Here is a 20,809-nt window from a genome sequence, read left to right as displayed (position 1 = left end):
CCGATGCTCGAACTCCTGAAGAACCTGGCGGCCTGGCTGACCGGCCCGGCCCAGTGGGCGGGCCCCGACGGCATCGCCACCCGCGTCCTGGAGCACCTGGAGTACTCGGTGCTCGCCACCCTCGCCGCGGCCGTGATCGCCCTGCCCGTCGGGCTGCTCATCGGGCACACCGGCCGCGGCGCCTTCCTCGCCGTCAACCTCTCCTCCTTCGGCCGCGCGCTGCCCACCGTCGGCCTGGTCACCCTGGTCTTCCTCGCCGGCGGGCTCAGTGTGTGGCCGGTGTACGTCTCGCTGGTCGCACTCGCCGTGCCCGTGATCATCACCAATACGTACGCCGGGATGGCCGCCGTCGACCCGGAGGTCAAGGACGCCGCCAAGGGCGTCGGACTGCGCGGCCGCCAGATCCTCTGGCAGGTCGAGGTGCCGCTGGCGCTGCCGCTGATCATGACCGGCATCCGCCTGGCGACCGTCCAGGTCGTGGCCACCGCCACCATCGCCGCCTACGTCAGCTTCGGCGGGCTGGGCCGCTACGTCTTCGACGGCCTGGCCCAGCGCGATCTGGTGCAGGTGCTCGGCGGTGCGGTGCTGGTCGCCGTGCTCGCCGTCGTCGCCGATCTGGCCCTGGGCGGGCTGACCCGGCTGCTGTTCCGCGGCCGCCCGGCCACCGCCCGCTGAACCGCCACGCCCCGCGCCCCGTACGCCCGCCCCTCCCGAGGAGCCCCGCCATGAACCGCCGCACCGCCCTGACCACCCTGCTCGCCGGCGCCTCGGCACCGCTGCTGGCCGCCTGTTCCTCCGGCATCACCTCCCTCAAGGGGAACGGCGCCGGCGGCGACAGCGGCAACAGCAGCGGTGGACTGGTCATCGGCACCGCCAACTTCACCGAGAACCAGATCCTCGGCTACCTCTACGCGGGCGTGCTGTCCGCGGCCGGCGTCAAGGCCACCGTCCGCCCCAACCTCGGCTCCCGCGAGATCGTGGTCCCGGCCCTGCGCTCCGGCGACATCGACCTGCTCCCCGAATACCAGGGCAGCCTGCTGCTCTACCTCGACAAGAAGGCCACCGAGACCGAGGCCGGCGCCATGCAGAACGCGCTGGCCACGGTGGTGCCCGACGGCCTGGAGGTGCTCCCGTACGCGGCCGCCGAGGACCGCGACAGCTTCGCCGTGACCCGCGAGACCGCCGAGCGCTACGGCCTTACGTCGCTCGACGACCTGCGCAGGACCAGCGGCAAGCTGGTGTTCGGCGCGGCCGCCGAGATGAAGAAGCGGGTGGTCGGGCTGGTCGGCCTCAAGGACAAGTACGGCGTGGAATTCAAGGAGTTCAAGGCGCTGGACTCGTCCGGCCCGCTGGTCAAGGGCGCCCTGAAGAAGGGCGACGTCGACGTCGCCAACGTCTTCACCACCGACGTCGACATCAAGGAGAACGGCTGGGTACTGCTGGCCGACCCCCGGCACCTGGTCCCGGCCCAGCACATCGTCCCGCTGATCGCCGCCCGCAAGGCCGACACGAAGGTGCGCCGCGCGCTGGCGACCCTCGGCAACGCACTGACCACCGCCGACCTCACGGAACTCAACCGCAAGGTCGACAAGGACAAGAAGGACCCCGACCGGGTGGCGGCCGCATGGCTCTCCCAGCGGAAGCTGGGCTGAGGCTGAGGCTGACTTCCCACGTACCTGGCTGTCCCGCCGCGGAGCGCTGCGCTTTGCGGCGCCTCCCACGTACCTCGCCGTCCCGCCGCGGTTGTTGTTCGCCGTTGCGCCTGCGGCGGGCTGGGGGGTGTCGGGTGCGGTGACGGACCTCCGGGACCGGTCGTGTGGACTGCTGACGCTTTACGCTCCGCTGCGCTCCGCCTTCGCTCTTTATTGAGCCCTTGGAAGCGAAGCCCACACAACCGGCCCCTCCGGCCCGTCCCCTCCCGTGAGAGGGAAAGTTAAGGCCGGTCGGGGTGCACGTCATGCCCACACGCCCGCAGGCAACAGACAACGCACACCCCCAACCAGCTCTTACCACCCCCTCACGGGAGGGGCTGGACCGGAGGACGAAGTCTGGAGGGCCGGCACCGCACCCGACAACACCACGCCCGCCGCCAGGCGCAACGGCGAACAACAACCGCGGCGGGACAGACGGGTACGTGCGGGGCGCCGCAAAGCGCAACGGCGAACAACCCCCGCGGCGGGACGGCGAGGTACGTGGGAGGCCCGCCTAGCGCGGAGCGATAGCCGAACCCCGTTCCGACAGCCGCGGCGCACACAGGATGCGCTTGCGGCGGACGCGGCGGCCCTCTATCGCCGCGACCGCCAGGCGGGCGGCCTCCTTGGCGATCTCGCCGAGGCCCCAGTCGACGGTGGTCAGCGGCGGGGTGAGGACGCGGGAGACCGGGTGGTCGTCGAAGCCGACGACGGACAGGTCCCGGCCGACGGTCAGTCCGGCCTCGGCGGCGGCCGCGTAGACGCCGTAGGCGATGGAGTCGGAGAAGCAGAAGACCGCGGCGGGCGGCGGTAGCGCGCCGGCCGGGCGGCGGCCGTCGGGGGTGTTGGTGAGCACCCGCCGGGCCACCGCGGTCGCCTCGCCCAACTCCTGGGGGCAGGGCAGGACCTGGGCGTCGATGCCGAGGCGGTCGGCGGCCTCGCGGACGTAGACGTCGGCGGGGCGGTCGGGGGTGGAGGGGCCGGTGGGGGTGAGGACGGTGATCTGGCGGTGGCCCAGGCCGCGGAGGTAGTCCAGGACCGCGTCGATGCCGGCGCGGTTGTCGAAGAGCACCTCGCCCGCCGTACGGGCCCGGCTCAGCGCGTCGCCGATGGAGACCACCGGCACCCCCTCGGCGATCGCCGCCCAGCCCTCGGCCGAGGGGTCGACCGGGGAGACCAGCAGACCGTCCACCCGCTGGTCGCGCAGCTGCTTGGCGAGGACCAGTTCCCGCTCGGGGTCGCCGCCGGCGTCGAGGATCAGCGCGTAGCGGTCGCCGGCCAGCAGTTCGCGTCCTATGGCGGCCATCAGTTGCTGCTGCCAGAGGTCCTGGAGGTCGCCGGCGAGCACGCCGACGGTGCTCGTGCGGCCGCTGGCGAGGGCGCGGGCGATCGGGTCGGCCTCGTAGCCGAGTTCGGCGGCGGCCTTGCGCACCCGCTCCTCGGTCTCCTTGGAGACGTGCTTGCCGCGCAGTGCGTAGGAGACGGCTGCGGTGGAGAGTCCGGTGGCCTCGGCCACCTCACGGAGGGTGGTGCGTTTGTTGGGCCTGGCCATGCCGGAAGCCTACCCAAGGCGGGAGGGGCGGCCGGGCTCCCTCGTCCGGCGGGGTCGGCGCGGGGGCGGTGGGGACCGGCACCGCACCCGCGGTGGGGACGGGCATTGCCCCGGCGGCGGGCCGGCAGCGCTCCGGGGCGCGGGCCTTGACACCCCCGCTGGTTAACCGTTTCACTTAAACGCATCAGTTAACCGGTTAAGTGAAACGGTTGAGGAGGTTCGCGCGCCGTGCCCAGCGATGTCCATCAGCACCTCTGGCCGCCCGCGTTCGTGGCGCTGCTGCGGGCCCGCGGTGTGCCGCCGCGGCTGGACGGCTGGACGCTGGAGCTGCCCGGTGAGCCGCCGTACACCGTCGATCCGGCCGACCACGACATCGCGGCCCGGGTCCGGCTCGCCCGGGCGGACGGGCTGGACCGGGCGCTGGTCTCGCTCTCCAGTCCGCTCGGCATCGAATACCTGCCGCCCGAGGAGGCCGCGCCGCTGCTCACCGCGTTCCACGACGGCGCGCTGGCGCTGCCCGCCCCCTTCGGCGTCTGGGCCTCGGTCTGTCTCGCCGCTCCCGAACCGGACACCGGGGCGCTCCGCCGCGAGCTGCGGCGCGGCTGCGTGGGCCTCCAACTGCCCGCCACCGCCCTGCTGGACGCCGCCGGCTGGGCCCGCTGCGCGCCCCTGCTGGACATCCTCGCCGCGCTGGACAAGCCGCTGTTCGTGCACCCGGGCGCGGCCCCGCCCGCCGAGGGCGCCGCCCCCGCCTGGTGGCCCGCGCTGGTCCCGTACGTCCAGCAGATGCACGCCTCCTGGTTCGCGTTCCGGGCCTTCGGCCGGCCGCGCCACCCGGACCTGCGGGTCTGTTTCGCGGCGCTGGCGGGCCTGGCGCCGCTGCACGGGGAGCGGCTGGTGGCCCGGGGCGGGGGCCGGGAGCGGGGCCGGGTGGACGCCGGCGCGTTCTACGAGACGTCCTCGTACGGGACCCGGGCGGTGGACGCGCTGGTACGGGCCGTCGGCATCGACGTCGTCGTCAGCGGCAGCGACCGCCCCTATGCCGCGCCGGTGATCCCCGGCCTCGGCGCCGAGGCCGCCGTGCACGCCCTGCGCACCGTCAATCCGGCCCGCCTGCTGGGCCCGTCGAAAGGAGTCCGACCATGACGCACGCCGCCTCCCGGACCGAGGCCGCCGCTGCCACCGGGGCCGGTCCGGCCGTGGACGCCGGGCTGCCGTTCGCCGCGCTGCCCGAGCGCACTCTCGGCAAGCGTGAACTGCGGTCGCTGGTCGACGAGTTGGCGGACCGTCCGGATCTGTGGCGCGGGCAGGTCGCGTTCTCCGACACCGAACGGCACTACGCGTCGCTGTACCGCGACGAGTTCGTCGACGTCTGGCTGCTGTGCTGGACCCGGCAGAACGACACCGGCTGGCACGACCACGACCTCTCCTCCGGTGCCGTCCGGGTCGTGCAGGGGGTGCTGACCGAGTCCAATCCGCGGATCGGCGGGGAGCATCTGGCCACCGCCGTCGGCGCCGGCTCGTCGTTCTGCTTCGGTCCGGACCACATCCACCGGCTCACCGGGGCGACCGACGACGCGGTGTCGGTGCACGCCTATTCGCCGCCGTTGTGGCGCCTGGGCCAGTACGACATCACCGAGGACGGCCTGATGCGCCGGGTCTCGGTGTCGTACGCGGACGAGCTGCGGCCGATGGGTGATCCGGCGTCGCCGGCCGCGTGAGCCGCCGGCCGGCCCACCCGCCGTTCCCACCGGCGCGGTTGCCGCGAATTCCGCGCTTTCCCGCTCCTACCTATTGACCTTCCATTCACCGGCACAGATCCTGCATGAATCCATACAGGCGACGACCCGGGGCGGATGCATGGCAGGCGTGGTGGAACGGCGCTCGATCGACGTGGTCCCCGATGACGAACGGCACGGCAGTCCGGTCAGCCAGTTCACGCTCTGGCTGGGCGCGAACCTCCAGATCACCGCCGTGGTCACCGGCGCGCTGGCGGTCGTCTTCGGGGCGAACGCCTTCTGGGCGGTGATCGGGCTGCTGCTCGGCAACCTCCTCGGCGGGGCGGTGATGGCGCTGCACTCCGCCCAGGGCCCGCGGCTCGGCCTGCCGCAGATGATCACCTCCCGGGCGCAGTTCGGGGTGCGCGGGGCGGTGGTCCCGCTGGCGCTGGTCATCGTGATGTACATCGGGTTCTTCGCCAGCGGCAGCGTGCTGGCGGGGCAGGCGGTGGGCGAGTTGACACACCTGGGCGAGACGCCGGGGATCGTGCTGTTCGCGGCGGTCACCGCGGTCGCCGCGGCCGTCGGCTACCGCCTCATCCACGCCCTGGGGCGGATCGCCGGCCTGGTGTGCGCGCTGGCCTTCGTCTATCTGGGCGTCCGGCTCCTGCACCGCGCCGACCTCGGCACGCTGCTGCACGACCACCGCTTCGGGCTGCCGGTCTTCCTGCTCGCCGTCTCGCTCTCGGCCTCCTGGCAGCTGGCGTTCGGCCCGTACGTCGCCGACTACTCGCGCTATCTGCCCCGGCACACCTCGGCCCGCGCCACGTTCTGGTGGACGCTGTCCGGCTCGGTGCTCGGCGCGCAGTGGTCGATGACCTTCGGGGCGCTGGCCGCCGCCGCGGCGCCGGGCGCGTTCGTCGGGCACGAGGTGGGTTACGTCGTCGGCCTGGGCGGCGCCGGACTGATCGCCTCCTTCCTGTACTTCGTCATCGCGCTCGGCAAGCTGACCATCAACGTCCTCAACACCTACGGCGGCTTCATGTCGCTGGTCACCAGCGTCAGCGGGTTCCGCGGCCAGCGCGAGCTGTCGCCGCGCGGCCGGGCCGGGTACATCGCCGGGATCATGGTGGCGGGGACGGCGGTCGCCCTGCTGGGCAAGGACTCGTTCCTGACGTCCTTCAAGGACTTCCTGCTGTTCCTGCTGACCTTCTTCACGCCCTGGTCGGCGATCAACCTCACCGACTACTACCTGATCTCCAAGGAGCGCTACGACATCGCCGCGCTCAGCGACCCGGCCGGCCGCTACGGCGCCTGGAACGCCCGGGCCCTGACCGTCTACGCACTCGGCGTGCTCGCCCAACTCCCCTTCCTGTCCACGCACTTCTACACCGGCCCCCTGGTGGCCCCGCTCGGCGGCGCGGATGTCTCCTGGCTCGTCGGCCTCGCCGTACCGGCCGTCCTGTACGGGCTCACCGCCCGCCGCGGCGCCGCTCCCGGCCCGGCTCCCGCCGCGGCCCCGGGTGAACAGGAGGGGCAGCAGAGCCCGGCCGGATCGGGGGGTTAGCCCTACCGCGCCGTGTCCCGGCGGTCCGTACGCTCGCACCATGGCGACACACGACCCCGACCTGCGCAAGGAACTCGACGCGACGCTCCAGACCCGCAAGGAGCTGGGGCCCGAGTACGAGGCGGAGCTGGTGGATTCCTTCCTGGAGAAGCTGGACCACACCGTCGACCGCAGGGTCCGGCGGCAGCTCGCCGAGCAGCAGGTCCAGGTGGCGCGCGGCGGCCGCCCGCCGCGGCCGGAGGGCGGCGGGCGCCGTTTCTGGGAGCGGTTCGGGGTCGCCGCCCTCTCCCTGGTACTGGCCGTCCCGCTGACCGCGATCGGCGTGATCAACGCCGGGATCCCGGGGCTGCTGGTGTGCTGGGCCGGCATCGTCGGCGTCAACGCGGTGCACAGCGTCGGGGTGCGGAACCTGCTGCTCGGAGGGCGCGACGAGCGGCGTGACGGGGAGTGGGACTGAGCCCGGGAGGGGAAGTTGTGGCGGGGACCGCCGCACCCCGGCCGAGCCGGGGGCGGGACGACGGCGGTCCCCGCCAGGGACGCGGTCCGGGTCAGGGCCGGCCGTCGCGTCCAAGTGGCGATCTGGGAGGTCCGGGAGCCGCTCCGGAGGTCCGTATCGCCGTGCACATCAATGTGCCGGACGAGTGTTAAGCGCGTGCTGCCAGCACATGACGCATACGTACACCTTGCGCCGACGGACCGTTTCCTGACGGCCACTTGACGCCGCGACGGGCACGGAGTGAGGGGCACGCCCCGACGGGCACGGCGTGACGCGGCGGCCGCCACCGGGGACGGCCGCCGCGGCCGGTGCTACTTGCCGGCCTCGCGGGCCAGGAAGGCCAGCAGGTCCTGCCGGCTCACCACGCCCTTCGGCTTGCCCTCCACGAGGACGATCGCCGCGTCGGCGCTCTCCAGGACGGCCATCAGGTCGGCGACCGACTCGCCGGAGCCGACCTGCGGCAGCGGCCGGCACATGTGCTTCTCCAGCGGATCGGTCAGCGACGCCCGCTGGGTGAACAGCGCGTCCAGCAGCTCCCGTTCGACGACGGAGCCGACGACCTCGGCGGCCATCACGTCCGGGTGGCCGGCGCCGGGCTTGACGATCGGCATCTGCGAGACGCCGTACTCGCGCAGCACGTCGATCGCCTCGCCGACGGTCTCCTCCGGGTGCATGTGGACCAGCGAGGGCAGCGCGCCCTCCTTGTGCTCCAGCACGTCGACGACGCGGGCGGCGGTGCCGCCCTCCTCCAGGAAGCCGTAGTCGGCCATCCACTCGTCGTTGAAGATCTTGGAGAGGTAGCCGCGGCCGCTGTCCGGCAGCAGGACGACGACCACGTCGTCCGGGCCGAGCCGGGAGGCGACCTCCAGCGCGGCCACCACGGCCATGCCGCAGGAGCCGCCGACCAGCAGGCCCTCCTCCTTGGCCAGCCGCCGGGTCATCTGGAAGGCGTCCTTGTCCGACACCGCCACGATCTCGTCGGCGACCGTGCGGTCGTAGGCGGTCGGCCAGAAGTCCTCGCCGACGCCCTCGATCAGGTACGGGCGCCCGGAGCCGCCGCTGTAGACCGAGCCCTCCGGGTCGGCGCCGACGACCTTGACCCGGCCCTCGCTGGCGTCCTTCAGGTAGCGGCCGGTGCCGCTGATCGTGCCGCCGGTGCCGACGCCCGCCACGAAGTGCGTGATCCGCCCGTCCGTCTGGGCCCACAGCTCCGGACCGGTGGTCTCGTAGTGGGAGCGCGGGTTGTTCGGGTTGCTGTACTGGTCCGGCTTCCAGGCGCCCGGCGTCTCGCGCACCAGCCGGTCCGAGACGTTGTAGTACGAGTCCGGGTGCTCGGGGTCCACCGCGGTCGGGCAGACCACGACCTCGGCGCCGTACGCCCGCAGCACGTTGATCTTGTCCGTGGACACCTTGTCCGGGCAGACGAAGATGCACTTGTAGCCCTTTTGCTGGGCCACGATCGCCAGGCCCACCCCGGTGTTCCCGGAGGTCGGCTCGACGATCGTGCCGCCCGGCTTCAGCTCACCCGACTGCTCGGCGGCCTCGATCATCCGCACGGCGATCCGGTCCTTCACCGAACCGCCGGGATTGAAGTACTCGACCTTCGCCAGGACGGTGGCCTGGATGCCCTTGGTCACGTTGTTGAGCCGCACGAGCGGGGTGTTGCCGACGAGCTCAATCATCGAATCGTAAAACTGCACGGTGGTCTCCGCGGTCGGGGGCACGCTCTCCTGCGCCCGTGCCGCCAGCCTATTGCCCGGGTGGCGCGAAGGACGGAGGAGTTGCGTTCCGTGCGGGAACGGGCAACACCCTGTTGTAGGAGTTCTTGCCGATTCAAGAGCGCGTCGGCCCGCGGGTCCGGCGCGTCCGCACTGCACGGGGAGGTGCCCGGCCCATGCCGATGACGATGTCCAGGGCGAGGGTGGCACGGCGGATCGCGACCGCCGCCGCGGTCGGCGGCGGCGGGGTCGGGCTGCTCGGCGTCGCCGCCGTCGGCGTGCTGCTGACCGAGGTCCGGCTGGCCCGCCGTACGGTCGGTGGCTCCAGCGACATCCCGCCGTGCGCCGACGGCCGCTACGGCGCCGCCTTCGGCCACCGCACCGACCGCCCGCCGCTCCGCCTGGGCTTCCTCGGCGACTCCACCGCCGCCGGCCAGGGCGTGCACCGCGTCTCGCAGACGCCGGGCGCGCTGCTCGCCTCCGGCCTCGCCGCGGTCGCCGAACTCCCCGTCGACTTCCGCAACGTGGCGCTGCCCGGGGCGCAGTCGGACGATCTGGCGCGCCAGGTGGAGCTGCTGCTCCTGGACGGCGCCCAGACCCCGGACGTCTGCGTGATCATGATCGGTGCCAACGACGTCACCCACCGGATGCCGCCGGCGCAGTCCGTCCGCCACCTCTCGGAGGCGGTGCGCCGGCTGCGTGCCGAGGGCTGTGAGGTGGTGGTGGGCACCTGCCCCGATCTGGGCACGATCGAGCCGGTCTACCAGCCGCTGCGGTGGGTGGCCCGGCGGCTCTCGCGGCAGCTCGCGGCCGCGCAGACGATCGGGGCGGTCGAGAACGGCGGCCGTACGGTCTCGCTGGGCGACCTGCTGGGCCCCGAGTTCGAGGCGCGTCCGCGGGAGCTTTTCGGGCCGGACAACTACCACCCGTCGGCGGAGGGGTACGCCACCGCCGCCATGGCCGTGCTGCCGACGCTGTGCGCCTCGCTGGGCCTGTGGCCGGACGAGGAGCGGCCGGAGCCCGCCCGGGGCGAGGGCATCCTCCCGGTCGAGCAGGCGGCCGCCGAGGCGGCTTCCGAGGGCGGTACGGAGGTCACCGCCTCCCGCGCGCCCTGGGCACTGCTCAAGCACCGGCGGCGGCGCCAGCTGCCGGACGCGGAGGAGTCGGCGGACCAGCCGTCGGTGCCGCGCTGAGGGCCCGAGGAACGCCGAACGGGCACGGGGCCGCCTGGGAATACCCGGCGGCCCCTTGCCGTTCCATAAGCGCTCGCTTAGAAAAGAGGTCCGCATCACAACGCGCACCCCGTGACCTCAGCACTACGTGCAGGTAACTTCCCTCACAGTCCAGCACCTTCACCCGCCCGTCGCCCGACCTTCCCCAAGCTCTCAACTCCGTTCGAGCAGGGGATACCCAAGCCCCTCAACGAGGCGCAGGGCGCGACCTTGATTTCTTGGAGCCGTGATGCCCGAAGCCGTGATCGTCTCAGCCGCCCGCTCCCCGATCGGCCGTGCCTTCAAGGGCTCGCTGAAGGACCTGCGCCCGGACGACCTGACCGCGAAGATCATCGAGACCGCCCTGGCCAAGGTCCCCGAGCTGGACCCCAGGGACATCGACGACCTGATGCTGGGCTGCGGCCTCCCCGGTGGCGAGCAGGGCCACAACCTCGGCCGCATCGTGGCCGTCCAGATGGGGATGGACCACCTCCCGGGCTGCACGGTCACCCGCTACTGTTCCTCGTCGCTCCAGACGACGCGGATGGCGCTGCACGCCATCAAGGCCGGTGAGGGCGACGTCTTCATCTCGGCCGGCGTCGAGACGGTCTCGCGCAGCGTGAAGGGCACCTCCGACGGGCTGCCCGACACCCACAACCCGCTCTTCGCCGACGCCGAGGCCCGTACGGCCGCGCGCGCCGAGCAGGAGGGCGCCGACTGGCACGACCCGCGCGAGGACGGCCTGGTCCCCGACGCGTACATCGCGATGGGCCAGACCGCGGAGAACCTCGCCCGCCTCAAGGGCGTCACCCGCCAGGACATGGACGAGTTCGGCGTACGGTCGCAGAACCTCGCCGAGAAGGCGATCAAGGACGGCTTCTGGGAGCGGGAGATCACCCCGGTCACGCTGCCGGACGGCACGGTCGTCTCGCAGGACGACGGCCCGCGCGCCGGCGTCACGCTGGAGGGCGTGCAGGGCCTCAAGCCGGTCTTCCGCCCCGACGGCCTGGTGACGGCCGGCAACTGCTGCCCGCTCAACGACGGTGCCGCGGCGCTGGTCATCATGTCCGACACCAAGGCCCGCGAGCTGGGCCTGACCCCGCTCGCCCGGATCGTCTCCACCGGCGTCTCGGGCCTGTCCCCCGAGATCATGGGCTACGGCCCGGTCGAGGCCAGCAAGCAGGCGCTGCGCCGCGCCGGCCTCACCATCTCCGACATCGACCTGGTCGAGATCAACGAGGCGTTCGCCGCCCAGGTGATCCCCTCCTACCGCGACCTGGACATCCCGCTGGACAAGCTGAACGTCAACGGCGGCGCGATCGCCGTCGGCCACCCCTTCGGCATGACCGGCGCCCGCATCACCACCACGCTCATCAACTCCCTCCAGTGGCACGACAAGCAGTTCGGCCTGGAGACCATGTGCGTCGGCGGCGGCCAGGGCATGGCGATGGTCATCGAGCGGCTGAGCTGAGCTGGAGCGCAGCGGAAGCGAAGTTCAGCGCGACCACAGGCACGAGCGGCTGAGCTGAGCTGGAGCGCAGCGGAAGCGAAGTTCAGCGGACCACAAGCACCACGTGCGGCTGAGCTGAGCTGACGAGCCTCCAGAGATCCTTCGAGGGTGTGCGTCGGGCGGAACAGACCAACTCCCGCCCAGCGCACACCCTTCGCTGTTGTACGGACACGGGCGGCGACGGCGCGTGACCTGCCTCACTCGTTAACAAGATCGCGACCCAATCTCCCCCAGGATTGTGATGAACGTCCTGGGGGCGAAGCGTTGTTGCAGGTCAGCAGGGGGGCGCCACACCCCACGAGGCCCATGGCCCCCAGCATTTCGGGACATAGCGCCCGGTGAGCGGTCGCCGACCCCCGGCAGGCTGATGTAGGAAGTCGGAGAACATTCTGCTAACGGGAGTACGCCGGTGAGCGAGCCGCCACCATTGGTGACCCCCGTGAGCGGCGCATCAAGGGGGTCACCCCGGCCGACCGCCGGGGGAAGTCCATGTACCGATGCACGGCCCGAGGGAAGTGGGCCGCCGAACGAAGTGGAGGTCGGCGCATGAGCGTCACCACCCTCGTCCTGCTCGTGGCCGCGGCCGTCGCCGTGGTGCTGGGCGCCGTCGCGCTGGGCACCGCCCGTGCGCTGCGCCGCCAGCTCACCGAGCTGCACGGTGAGCTCGTCGCCGCCCGCCGGGACGCCGCGGCGCGCGCGGAGGCGGCCGAGACCGCCGCGACCATCCCCGCCGCCCGTACCAGCCCGGCCGAGGCGACCCCGCTCGCGGACATACGCGCCGCCGTCGCCGACGCGCTCGCCGAGGAGCGCGAGCGGGAGCTGGCCGAGGCCCGCGCGTTCTGGGCCGCGCAGGAGGCCAGGGACGCCGCGGACGCCCCCACTCTGCTCGGCCTCGGTGACGAGGGCCCGCTGGACGGCCGCGAGGGCCGGCTGACCCGCGACGGGCGGCCGGAGCCGGAGCGGCTCGACCTCCAGCCGTTCGTGCCCCGCCAGGCGGACCTGGCCGGCCTGGAGCCGCTGCTGGGCCCGGATGCCCTGGAGGCGATGGAGACCCTGGAGTCCGTGGAGGCGCTGGAGGCCCTGGACGCACCGGAGTTGGAGCCCGTCGAGGGCACCGAGTCCGCCGAACTGGCCGCCGCCCGCCGCCGCCACCCCTCGCACCCGGACTTCTCGCCGTCCCCGGTGATCAGCGACCACGAGCGCACCGTGGCGCGCCTGGAGGAGCTGGCGCGGGACGCCACCGCGGTCGCGGACGTCCGCCCGGGCCCGCTGGGCACCCTGGACGTGTACGTCTTCGCCGACGGCACCACGCTCTGTCTGACCCCCGGCCAGCGCGAGGCCGCGGACCGGGTCGCCGACGCGCTGCACGCCGGGCGCACGCCGGTACTGCTGGGCGGCTCCGGCATCTCCGGCGCCTACGCCCTGACCTTCTCCTGGGGCGAGACCCGCGAGGACAGCGTCTACATCCTCGCCGACCGCGTCATCGCCTCGCTCTGAGCCTCGCTCTGGCCACCCTCCCGCCCGTGGCGCGGTGACCGGCGGCCGGTGGCTCGGTGGCCGGTGGCTCGGTGACCAGTGGCCGGCGGCTCGGTGACTCGGTGGCTCGGTGGCCGGAATCCTGACCGGAATACCGCCCACCCCCACCACGTTGTGGCCCCGCAGGGGGCCCATGCGTCCCCTAGGGAAAGTGTTCGCCCGCCCCCTAGGGACCGCCCCCGAGGGCAGACGGCCGCCCCTAGCAGCGCTCCGCCGCCGCCCGTACGCATCGCACGGCCTCCGCCAGCTCTTCGGCGGGGGCCACTTTCGCGTCAGGATCGGGGCCGGTTCCGGCGGGGCGGGCGGCCGCGGCCCGTAGCGCCTCGACGAGGTCGTGACCGGCCACCGCGAGCTGGTCGCCGACCGCGAACTGCCCGGCGTCCGGGAACGGGCGCGGTGGCTCCCCGGGCCGTTCGATCAGCTGCGCACGGGTCGCCAACTCCCGTGCCAGCGCGAGTCCCTCGGCCGCCGCGCCCTGGCTGAGCCGGCTCTGCGGCAGCGCTCGGAGGCGGTCGGCGAGGGAGTCCACGGCGGTCTGCAAAGGGGTCACGTCAAGCACATCGTGAGCCTATGCGCCACTCCTGGGTGGTTGCCAACGGCGGAAGCCTCAGGCACGGTGTGCTGAAGAACCAGCATCGACCGCGTCCGGAGGCGCCGATGTCTCAGCTCTTCTCCGAAGAGACCCACCGGAACATGCTCTCCCGCATCCCCGAGTGCACGGGACGGGAAATCTCCGAATGGCTCCGCACCGTTGACGAAGGCCCCGCTTTCTTCCGCTTCGACGAAAAGGTCAGCTGGCTCCGTGGCGAGCACAACCTCGCCCACGGGCACGCCAAGGCGATCGTTCACGAATACGACCTCAGGCGCGCCGCGCGGAAGTTCTGATCCGCGATGAGGCGCCGTCCTCAACCCCGAAGGGCCCGCAGGCTGCTGCCTGCGGGCCCTTCGTCGCGGTGCTGCTTACGCCGCCGGGGCGGTCAGTCGCCCCGGAGGATGGAGATCAGCCGCAGCATCTCCATGTAGATCCACACCAGCGTGAGGGTCAGGCCGAACGCCGCCAGCCAGGACTCCTCGCGCGGCGCGCCGTAGGCGATGCCGTCCTCGACCTGCTTGAAGTCCAGGGCGAGGAACAGCGCGCCGAGGACCACACCGACGACGCCGAAGAGGATGCCCAGGCCGCCGCTGCGGAAGCCGAGGCCGTCCCCGCCGCCGAAGGCCATGAACAGCACGTTGACCAGCGACAGCAGGACGAAGCCCAGCGCCGCGATCAGCACGAAGCGGGTGAAGCGGGCGGTGACCCGGACGATCCGCGTCTTGTAGGCGACCAGCATGGCGACGAACACCGCCATCGTGCCCAGCACCGCCTGCATGGGGGCGCCGTTCATCTTCGGCAGGTCGTTGATGAAGCCGCTGAGCGCGCCGAGGAAGACGCCCTCCAGCGCCGCGTACGCGAGGATCAGCGCGGGCGACGGCCGGCGCTTGAAGGACTGGACGAAGCCCAGCACCATCGCGACCAGACCCGCGCCGACGGCGAAGCCGAGGTTCTGGGTCAGGAACAGCCAGCCGACGGTGGCGCCGGCGATGACCGTGCCGAGCGTCAGGCCCGTGCGCGTGACGACGTCGTCCATCGTCATCGGCCGGGTCTGCGGCGCGTACTGCGGCGGTGCCTGGGTGACGGGCTGGCCCTGGGCGGACGGGTCGGTGGGGGCCTGCGCGTAGGGGTTGCCGCCCTGTGCGTAGGGGTTGGTGCCGGCGTACGGGTTCGCGGTGGGGCCCCCGGCCTGCGCGTTGAAGCCCGCGTAGCCGGTGTCTCGGCTGAACCCCCGTCGCGAGAAGACCGGGTTGCTGCTCCTCATCTCACTCCTCCATGGCCGCCCTGCGCGGCCTTGACGGCAAGCGTAATGGCTTGGCAAAGACACGTCGCTCGTTCTTGGGCAGGATCTTTCCCCGTACTCGGCGCGACACGTCCTCCGAGAGGAGGACGTCCGGGACGCCGCGGACGTGCCCGGAGACCGCCCCGCTCATGAACCCGGGCACAACGGACGTCACATCCGAGCAGGCAACCGATTCACCGGAGCGGCCGTCTTCCCTTCCGGCCGGAAGCCCCCCGCCGGGCGGATCGGCGGAGATGACACCTGGTCATGATCCGCATGCCGGAGCGCCCTTCCCCACGGCCCCGGCAGCTCACTGTGCGTAGTGCCGTGGGCGCGATTCGTGGTAATCGGGGGGACAGACGGGGCTATTCTGGCGGCAAACAGCAGCGAAAGAGGTTGAGGTCCCTGTGCCTGACGTCTCCGTAGTCGTCATCGTCTACAACGACGCCGACCGGTTGCCGACCGCGGTCCAGTCCGTACTGGACCAGACGCTCCGGGACGTCGAGGTGGTGATCGTCGACGACTGCAGCACCGACCGTTCCTTCGAAGTGGCGCAGCAGCTCGCCGCCACGCACCCGGAGAGAGTCAGAGCCTTCCAGCTGCCGGAGAACAGCGGCGCGGGCGGCGAGCCGCGCAACGCCGGCATCCAGCACACCCGTGGGCGCTACGTCATGTTCCTGGACAGCGACGACGTCCTGGAGGTCAATGCCTGCCGGAACATGCTGGAGGCCGCCGAGGCGAACGACTCGGACATCGTTTCCGGTCTGTGCGTCCGGCTGCACAAGGACACCCGCAATCAGAAGCGGGACGAATGGTATTCCTGGCTGTATTCCACGACCCGGACCCTGGAGTCGGTCACGGAATTGCCGGACCTGTTCGTCTGGGACACCCTCTCCACCAACAAGTGCTATCGCCGCGATTTCCTCATCGAACATGACCTGCGATTCCCGAAGGGCATGTTCTACGAGGACCTGATGTTCATCGCCGATGCCTATCTCGCGGCGGAGCGCATCACCCTGATCCCCAATCAGGTCTATTACTGGCACGTATTCGAGCGGGCCGCCGTGAAATCGGTGACGAACCGGCGGCACGAAATGACGAACTATGCGCACCGGCTGGAGATCCACCGGCGCATCGACGCATTGCTGGCGGAGCGCGGGCTGTCCGGAATAAAGCTCGCCAAGGACGTCAAATTCCTCAAGCACGATCTGGTGCTGCATCTGCGCGACCTGCCGTTCCGGGACGAGTCGTACCGCCGCGAGTTCGCCGAACTCTCCCGGGAATATCTCGCCGGGATCGCCCCCGAGGCGTACGAGCGGGTGCCGGCCATCCAGGCCATCTGCGCGTACCTGCTCCAGCGGGGTGACTGGGAGAACCTGATCCCGGCGGTGGACACGCTGATCAACCGCGACAAGGTCTCCTCGCCGCTGGCCGAGCACGACGGCCGGATCTACTGGTGCGGGGGCCACTTCGACGACGCCTTCGGCCGCTCCGTACTGGACGTCACCGACATCGGCTACCACGAGAAGCCGGTCAACCAGCTGTTCCTGCGCAACCAGCTCACCCGTTACCGGGAGTCCGGTGGGGCCGTCTCCCTGGAGGGGCGGATCACCAACCCGCTGGGCGTCATCCCGCCCGGTGCGCGGCTGAAGGGCGAGCTGGAGTTCAGCGCCCGGCGGCGCAGCCTGCAGTCCTTCCGCTTCCCGGTGGGCGAGCTGCGCCACGAGGGTGACGCGGTCCACTGGGCGGCCACCACGGACCTCACCGCCGGGCTGCGCCCGCTGGGCATCGTGGACTCCATCTGGGACGTGCGGCTGCGGCTGGACGTGGACGGGGTGCGCACCACCACCCGGCTCACCGTCGCCGACACCGAGCTGACCGGGTCGCTGCCGGTCCGGCCGCGGCTGACGCGGATGGTCGCCGACCGTCTCCAGCCGCACGCCTCGGCGAAGGGGCATCTGGCGTTCCGGCTGGTCAGCGAGGGCGCGAACGCCGAGCGGATGCAGGAGCTGATCACCCGCGGGGTGCGCGGGAGGCCGGGCACGCTCGCCAAGACCGGCTACCGCAAGGCGAAGGCGCTGCGCAAGAAGGTCACCTCCGGCGACAACAAGCTCCGGGCGTACCACGAGGTGTTCTGCCGGCTGCCCGTCAAGAAGCGCACGGTGGTCTTCGAGAGCCACCTGGGCAAGCAGTACAGCGACAGCCCGCGCGCGATCTACGAGGAGATGCGCCGGCAGGGCCTCGACTTCGAGGCGATCTGGTCGTACGCCGGCTCGCCGAAGGACTTCCCGAAGGGCGTCACGCTGGTCAAGCGCTGGTCGCTGCCGTACCTCAAGGCGCTGGCGCAGGCGGAGTTCTGGGTGGACAACCAGAGCTACCCGCTCAAGCTGACCAAGCGCCCCGAGACCACGTACATCCAGACCTGGCACGGCTCGGCGCTGAAGAAGATGGGCTTCGACCAGCCCGCCCTCAAGGCGCAGACCCGGCAGCAGCAGCAGGAGCAGCAGCGTTCGCTGGACCGCTTCGACCGCTTCCTGGTCCGTTCCGAGCACGATGTGCACACCCTGGCCAAGGCGTTCCGGCTCCAGGAGAAGACGCTGCTGCGGGTCGGGTACCCGCGCAACGACGCGCTGGTGCGCGCCCGGCAGCGCGAGGAGGAGCTGGGGCGGCGCGAACGCGGGCCGCTGGCCGCGGAGTTGGGCATTCCCGAGGACAAGACGGTGCTGCTGTACGCGCCGACGTTCCGCAAGGCGGGCGGCCGGCACGGGCGCTTCGAATTGCCCTTCGACGTCGAGCGGTTCGCGGACCAGTTCGGTGACCGCTACGTCCTGCTGGTGCGCTCGCACTATCTCAATCACGTGGTGCTGCCCCCGACGGTGCAGGGCCGGGTCATCGACGTGTCGGCGCGCCATGACGTGACGCCGCTGCTGGAGCTGGCCGACGGGCTGATCACCGACTATTCGTCGGTGATGTTCGACTACGCCCTGCTGGACCGGCCGTTGGTGTTCTTCACCTACGACTACGACGAATACGTCCACGAGGGCCGGGGACCTACTTCGATCTGCTGGCGCACGCGCCGGGGCCGGTGGTCCGTACCGAGGACGATTTCCACGAGACGGTCAAGTCGTTCGAGACGCAGTCCCTGGAATACGCCCGCAAGCGCGCGGAATTCGTCGCCAAGTTCGGGGAATACGACCGTGGCGACGCCGCCCGGAGCATTGTCGATCAGTTCTTTGCGCAGTGGAGCCGTTGATGACCAAGTCGTACGCAGCCGGGCCGCGGGACATCTTCTTCGTCTCCAACAGCGTCAACGAGATGGGCGGCATCACCAGTTGGTCGCACCAGATGGCGCGCCTGTTCAGCGAGCGGGGCCACCGGGTGCACGTCATCGGCATCGTGCCGGCGCCCGAGGGGCGCGCCCATGAGCTGGCCGACGACGTGCCGTTCAAGGCCACCACGCTGTACCGCGACCACCCGCCGACGGTCCGCCCGGTGCGCGGGCTGAAGGACCGGCTGAACGTCGCCGAGCAGCGCCGCCGGGCCGCCCGGGAGGCCGGGATGCGGGAGCAGGCGGCGAAGATGAGTGCGCTGTTCCGGGCGGCGAAGCCGGGCGGGGTGGTGATCGTCACCCAGGTGTGGGCGATGGAGTGGGTCGCGCTGGCCGACACCGCCGGGCTGACGGTGGTCGGAATGAGCCATGAGTCGTTCGAGACCTGCCGCAAGTCGTCCCGCTTCGGCCGGGTCAAGCGGTTTTACGCGGACGTCGACCGGATGCTGACGCTCACCCGCGAGGACGCCGACCGCTGGATCCGCCAGCGGATGGACAATGTCGGTTTCATGCCGAACCCCCTGCCGTTCTTCCCCGACGTCCCGTCGGACCGCTCCCGCAAGTGCGTGGTCAGCATCGGCCGGCTGCACGAGGAGAAGGGCGTCGACCTGCTGCTGGAGGCGTGGGCGCAGGTCGCCCCGGAGCATCCGGACTGGACGCTGCGGATCTACGGTTCCGGCGAGGAGGCCGAGGCGCTGCGCAAGCTGGCGGCGGAGCTGGGGGTGACCTCGTCCGTCGAGTGGATGGGGCGCACCTCCGACGTGCCGGGGGCGCTGCGGGAGAGTGCGGTGTTCGCGCTCAGCTCGCGGGGTGAGGGCTTTCCGCTGGCGCCGATGGAGGCGATGGCGACGGCCGTGCCGTGTGTGGCGTTCGACGTGGCGCCGGGTGTCCACGAGATCATCACGGACGGCGAGGACGGTTTCCTCGCTCCCCCGGGCAATATCACCGAATTCGCCCGGCATCTCGACACGCTGATGTCGGACAAGGAGCTCCGGGACGCGATGGGCGAAGCCGCCCGGGAGAACATCCAGCGGTTCTCCACCGACGAGATTGTCGGGCGCTGGGAGAACCTCTTCGCTCTCCTGGAGCGCTGAGCCCGCCGAACAAAGCACGAGGGCCGCCGGTTTGCCCCGGCGGCCCTTCTCGTTGAAAATTCAGGTAAGCACCCGACTTCGAACCCCGCCTTGGTCACGTGCGGAGTGCCCGGAGCCGGACTTGAACCGGCACGGCCCGTAGGCCAGCGAGGTTTAAGCTCGCCGTGTCTGCATTCCACCATCCGGGCTTGGGGATCCCCCATGCCACCCCAAAGAGGGCAGCACGAGCGTAGCCCGCAGCGCACGACGCAGATCGGCCGCTCATCCCGAGGTTGTCTTATTTTATTGGCAACTGAGGGTGCATCAGCGCTGGGTACAGGCCGTGGGCACATGCCTGGTGCCTGCCTTTGCCACGCCCCGCCGCGGCGCAAATCAGTACCCGAATTGACGGAAACTCGACGCCTGCCCACCACCCCCGTCACCCGACCGGGGACGCCCGCCGCACCGCCCGGTACGCCGCCCCCGCCTCAGGGTTCGTCTCCTCCTCCGGGATGACCGGACGGACCGCGGGTACTGCCCAGGGGTGGTCAAGGACGGTCACAGGGGTTGACGTCCTCCCCCCGTGCGCTGACCCACGATGGAAAGCGTCCGCATGGCGTCCGCGGCGTGCCTCCCGGCCGCGCGGCCCCGATGGTCCCTCGTCCCGACAGGAGCTCGTTCCCGTGACCACCACCCACTCCGGTGTCCCGACCGCCGGCCGCACCACCGCGGTGGCCGCCCGCGCCACGGATCTCACCAAGGTCTACGGCCAGGGCGAGACCCAGGTGGTCGCCCTGGACGCGGTCTCCGTCGACTTCCGGCAGGCGCAGTTCACCGCGATCATGGGCCCCTCCGGGTCCGGCAAGTCGACGCTGATGCACTGCATGGCCGGACTGGACTCGATCTCCGGCGGCTCCGCCCGGATAGGCGACGTCGAGCTGACCGGCCTCAAGGACAAGAAGCTCACCCAGCTGCGGCGCGACAAGATCGGCTTCGTCTTCCAGGCGTTCAACCTGCTGCCGACCCTGAACGCGCTGGAGAACATCACGCTGCCCATGGACATCGCGGGCCGCAAGCCGGACCGCGCCTGGCTGGACCGCGTGGTGGAGACCGTCGGCCTGGCCGGCCGCCTCAAGCACCGCCCCAGCCAGCTCTCCGGCGGCCAGCAGCAGCGGGTCGCGGTCGCCCGCGCGCTCGCCTCCCGGCCCGAGATCATCTTCGCCGACGAGCCCACCGGGAACCTGGACTCGCGCTCCGGCGCCGAGGTGCTGGGCTTCCTGCGCAACTCCGTGCGCGAGCTCGGCCAGACCGTGGTGATGGTCACCCACGACCCGGTCGCCGCCTCCTACGCGGACCGGGTGGTCTTCCTCGCCGACGGCCGGATCGTCGACGACATGCCGGACCCGACCGCCGACATGGTCCTGGAGCGCATGCTGCGTTTTTCCGGGGGTGCCCCCCAGGCCCCCGGCTTCGACGCCAAGGGCCGCACGAGCTGATCAGCAGCCACCCGTACTCCGGACCTCTCCTCCAGGACT

The 20,809-nt window shown here is 71.4% G+C and carries 16 protein-coding genes, 1 tRNA gene and 1 pseudogene; 13 read left to right on the top strand and 5 right to left on the bottom strand.

Features of this window, described 5'->3' with window-relative positions:
* Positions 1 to 3 precede the first annotated feature (3 nt).
* Both OJ254_RS12970 and OJ254_RS12965 read left to right on the top strand, forming a co-directional pair.
* Positions 4 to 675 carry an ABC transporter permease gene (locus OJ254_RS12970; protein WP_261951074.1) on the top strand — a complete coding sequence of 224 codons (672 nt, stop codon included), beginning with the start codon at positions 4 to 6 and terminating at the stop codon, positions 673 to 675.
* Between the two features lie 50 nt (positions 676 to 725).
* Complete coding sequence (locus tag OJ254_RS12965) at positions 726 to 1,652, top strand: ABC transporter substrate-binding protein (protein WP_265362459.1); 927 nt, start codon at positions 726 to 728, stop codon at positions 1,650 to 1,652.
* Positions 1,653 to 2,205: 553 nt separating this feature from the next.
* Here the strand turns inward: OJ254_RS12965 and OJ254_RS12960 are convergent.
* Positions 2,206 to 3,243: a LacI family DNA-binding transcriptional regulator gene (locus OJ254_RS12960; protein WP_265362458.1), complete on the bottom strand. Its 1,038-nt coding sequence runs from the start codon at positions 3,241 to 3,243 to the stop codon at positions 2,206 to 2,208.
* A gap of 228 nt (positions 3,244 to 3,471) precedes the next feature.
* On the opposite strand from OJ254_RS12960, the gene OJ254_RS12955 reads away from it, so the two are divergent.
* From OJ254_RS12955 to OJ254_RS12940, 4 genes are all read left to right on the top strand, one after another.
* Complete coding sequence (locus tag OJ254_RS12955; RefSeq protein ID WP_265362457.1) at positions 3,472 to 4,389, top strand: amidohydrolase family protein; 918 nt, start codon at positions 3,472 to 3,474, stop codon at positions 4,387 to 4,389.
* Positions 4,386 to 4,964: a cysteine dioxygenase gene (locus tag OJ254_RS12950; protein ID WP_265362456.1), complete on the top strand. Its 579-nt coding sequence runs from the start codon at positions 4,386 to 4,388 to the stop codon at positions 4,962 to 4,964. Before OJ254_RS12955 ends, OJ254_RS12950 begins: the two co-directional genes overlap by 4 nt.
* A 139-nt stretch (positions 4,965 to 5,103) precedes the next feature.
* Entirely contained in the window at positions 5,104 to 6,528 is a 1,425-nt protein-coding gene (locus OJ254_RS12945; RefSeq protein ID WP_265362455.1) for a purine-cytosine permease family protein, read from the top strand.
* Positions 6,529 to 6,568: 40 nt separating this feature from the next.
* A complete protein-coding gene (locus tag OJ254_RS12940) occupies positions 6,569 to 6,985 on the top strand; it encodes a hypothetical protein (protein WP_265362454.1) in 417 nt (138 codons plus the stop codon).
* A 350-nt stretch (positions 6,986 to 7,335) separates the two neighbouring features.
* Here the strand turns inward: OJ254_RS12940 and OJ254_RS12935 are convergent, their stop codons facing one another.
* The gene (locus OJ254_RS12935) at positions 7,336 to 8,724 is read right to left on the bottom strand and encodes a cystathionine beta-synthase (protein WP_265362453.1); all 1,389 of its coding nucleotides are present in this window, start codon (positions 8,722 to 8,724) and stop codon (positions 7,336 to 7,338) included.
* 194 nt (positions 8,725 to 8,918) lie between these two features.
* Here OJ254_RS12935 and OJ254_RS12930 point away from each other — a divergent pair, with 194 nt between their 5' ends.
* The 3 genes from OJ254_RS12930 (at position 8,919) to OJ254_RS12920 (ending at position 12,960) form a co-directional block, all read left to right on the top strand.
* Positions 8,919 to 9,935, top strand: coding sequence for an SGNH/GDSL hydrolase family protein (locus OJ254_RS12930; protein WP_265362452.1), 1,017 nt, complete (start codon positions 8,919 to 8,921; stop codon positions 9,933 to 9,935).
* A 268-nt stretch (positions 9,936 to 10,203) separates the two neighbouring features.
* Positions 10,204 to 11,424, top strand: coding sequence for an acetyl-CoA C-acetyltransferase (locus OJ254_RS12925; RefSeq protein WP_265362451.1), 1,221 nt, complete (start codon positions 10,204 to 10,206; stop codon positions 11,422 to 11,424).
* Between the two features lie 585 nt (positions 11,425 to 12,009).
* Entirely contained in the window at positions 12,010 to 12,960 is a 951-nt protein-coding gene (locus tag OJ254_RS12920; RefSeq protein WP_265362450.1) for a hypothetical protein, read from the top strand.
* Between the two features lie 238 nt (positions 12,961 to 13,198).
* Here the strand turns inward: OJ254_RS12920 and OJ254_RS12915 are convergent, their stop codons facing one another.
* Positions 13,199 to 13,558 carry a hypothetical protein gene (locus tag OJ254_RS12915; RefSeq protein ID WP_265362449.1) on the bottom strand — a complete coding sequence of 120 codons (360 nt, stop codon included), beginning with the start codon at positions 13,556 to 13,558 and terminating at the stop codon, positions 13,199 to 13,201.
* A gap of 98 nt (positions 13,559 to 13,656) precedes the next feature.
* On the opposite strand from OJ254_RS12915, the gene OJ254_RS12910 reads away from it, so the two are divergent.
* Positions 13,657 to 13,884 carry a DUF4287 domain-containing protein gene (locus OJ254_RS12910; protein WP_265365138.1) on the top strand — a complete coding sequence of 76 codons (228 nt, stop codon included), beginning with the start codon at positions 13,657 to 13,659 and terminating at the stop codon, positions 13,882 to 13,884.
* Positions 13,885 to 13,976: 92 nt separating this feature from the next.
* Here the strand turns inward: OJ254_RS12910 and OJ254_RS12905 are convergent, their stop codons facing one another.
* On the bottom strand, positions 13,977 to 14,855 hold the full coding sequence (locus OJ254_RS12905) for a Bax inhibitor-1/YccA family protein (protein ID WP_265362448.1): 879 nt from the start codon (positions 14,853 to 14,855) through the stop codon (positions 13,977 to 13,979).
* A 425-nt stretch (positions 14,856 to 15,280) separates the two neighbouring features.
* Here OJ254_RS12905 and OJ254_RS12900 point away from each other — a divergent pair.
* Positions 15,281 to 18,126 (top strand): annotated as a pseudogene (locus tag OJ254_RS12900) (bifunctional glycosyltransferase/CDP-glycerol:glycerophosphate glycerophosphotransferase).
* Positions 18,126 to 19,295 carry a glycosyltransferase gene (locus OJ254_RS12895; protein WP_265362447.1) on the top strand — a complete coding sequence of 390 codons (1,170 nt, stop codon included), beginning with the start codon at positions 18,126 to 18,128 and terminating at the stop codon, positions 19,293 to 19,295. The pseudogene OJ254_RS12900 and the gene OJ254_RS12895 overlap by 1 nt, the downstream one beginning before the upstream one ends.
* Before the next feature lie 106 nt (positions 19,296 to 19,401).
* On the opposite strand, the gene OJ254_RS12890 is transcribed toward OJ254_RS12895, so the two are convergent.
* A tRNA-Leu gene (locus OJ254_RS12890) sits at positions 19,402 to 19,483 on the bottom strand.
* A gap of 474 nt (positions 19,484 to 19,957) precedes the next feature.
* Between OJ254_RS12890 and OJ254_RS12885 the strand changes: the two genes are divergently transcribed.
* On the top strand, positions 19,958 to 20,770 hold the full coding sequence (locus OJ254_RS12885; RefSeq protein WP_265362446.1) for an ABC transporter ATP-binding protein: 813 nt from the start codon (positions 19,958 to 19,960) through the stop codon (positions 20,768 to 20,770).
* The last annotated feature ends 39 nt before the right edge of the window (positions 20,771 to 20,809 follow it).

It is taken from the genome of Streptomyces endophytica (assembly GCF_026153355.1).
Taxonomy (GTDB): domain Bacteria; phylum Actinomycetota; class Actinomycetes; order Streptomycetales; family Streptomycetaceae; genus Streptomyces; species Streptomyces endophytica.
This window is presented reverse-complemented; position numbering and strand designations above follow the sequence as displayed.